The 749-nt window shown below is 64.4% G+C and carries 1 protein-coding gene; it reads left to right on the top strand.

The window, feature by feature from the left end; genetic code table 11:
* The first annotated feature begins 189 nt into the window (after positions 1-189).
* Complete coding sequence (locus ACCC94_RS29900; RefSeq protein ID WP_413353198.1) at positions 190-633, top strand: REP-associated tyrosine transposase; 444 nt, start codon at positions 190-192, stop codon at positions 631-633.
* Positions 634-749: the final 116 nt, after the last annotated feature.

Below are 749 nucleotides of genomic sequence, written 5' to 3'. Positions count from 1 at the left end.
CCCCTCCCCCCCCCCCCCCCCCCCCCCCCCCCCCCGGGGGGGTTTTTTTTTTTTTTGTTTTTTTTTTTTTCCCCCCCCCCCCCCCCCCCCCCCCCCCCCCCCCCCCCCCCCCCCCCCCCCCCCCCGCTCCTACAGCCAGGCCTCACCTCCTCTGCGACCTTTAGCGCTGGCCTCCAGGGGAAACTGACCATGGGATTTCATGGCAAGGATTTGCGCAGTGGACGTCATTCGATCACAGGGCAGATTTATCTGGTAACCGCGGTCACTCACCAACGCGAGTCCCTGTTCACGCAATGGAGCGCATCATGCGCCGTCGCCCGAGCGATCCACCAAGTGGCGCAGCCGCATCTCCTAGCCTGGGTATTGATGCCAGATCATTTGCACTGCCTGGTACAACTCGAAAACGACTCATTGAGCGTCTTCATGCAGCGACTGAAATCCTTCACCGCAATATCACTCAACAAGACGCTGGGGCGCACGGGCAAAGTCTGGCAGTCCGGTTTTCATGATCACGCCCTGCGCCGCGACGAAGACCTGAAAGCCGCAGCCCGCTACCTGGTCGCCAATCCTTTACGCGCCGGCTTGGTCAAATCACTTCGGGACTATCCCTTCTGGAACGCCGTCTGGCTGTAACGCATAGCCTGTAGGAGCGGGGGGGGGGGGGGGGACGCCCCCCCCCCCCCCCCCCGGGGGGGGGGGGCCGGCGATGGAAACCCGCAGAGGCCCGCGCAACACCAGAAGGACACCCC

It is taken from the genome of Pseudomonas sp. Pseusp97 (assembly GCF_047304025.1).
Classification (GTDB): Bacteria; Pseudomonadota; Gammaproteobacteria; order Pseudomonadales; family Pseudomonadaceae; genus Pseudomonas.
This window is presented reverse-complemented; position numbering and strand designations above follow the sequence as displayed.

Bases quoted from the DNA above. Each gene is read 5' to 3' on its own strand.
- ACCC94_RS29900 (WP_413353198.1), top strand. From the start codon at position 190: ATGGGATTTCATGGCAAGGATTTGCGCAGTGGACGTCATTCGATCACA.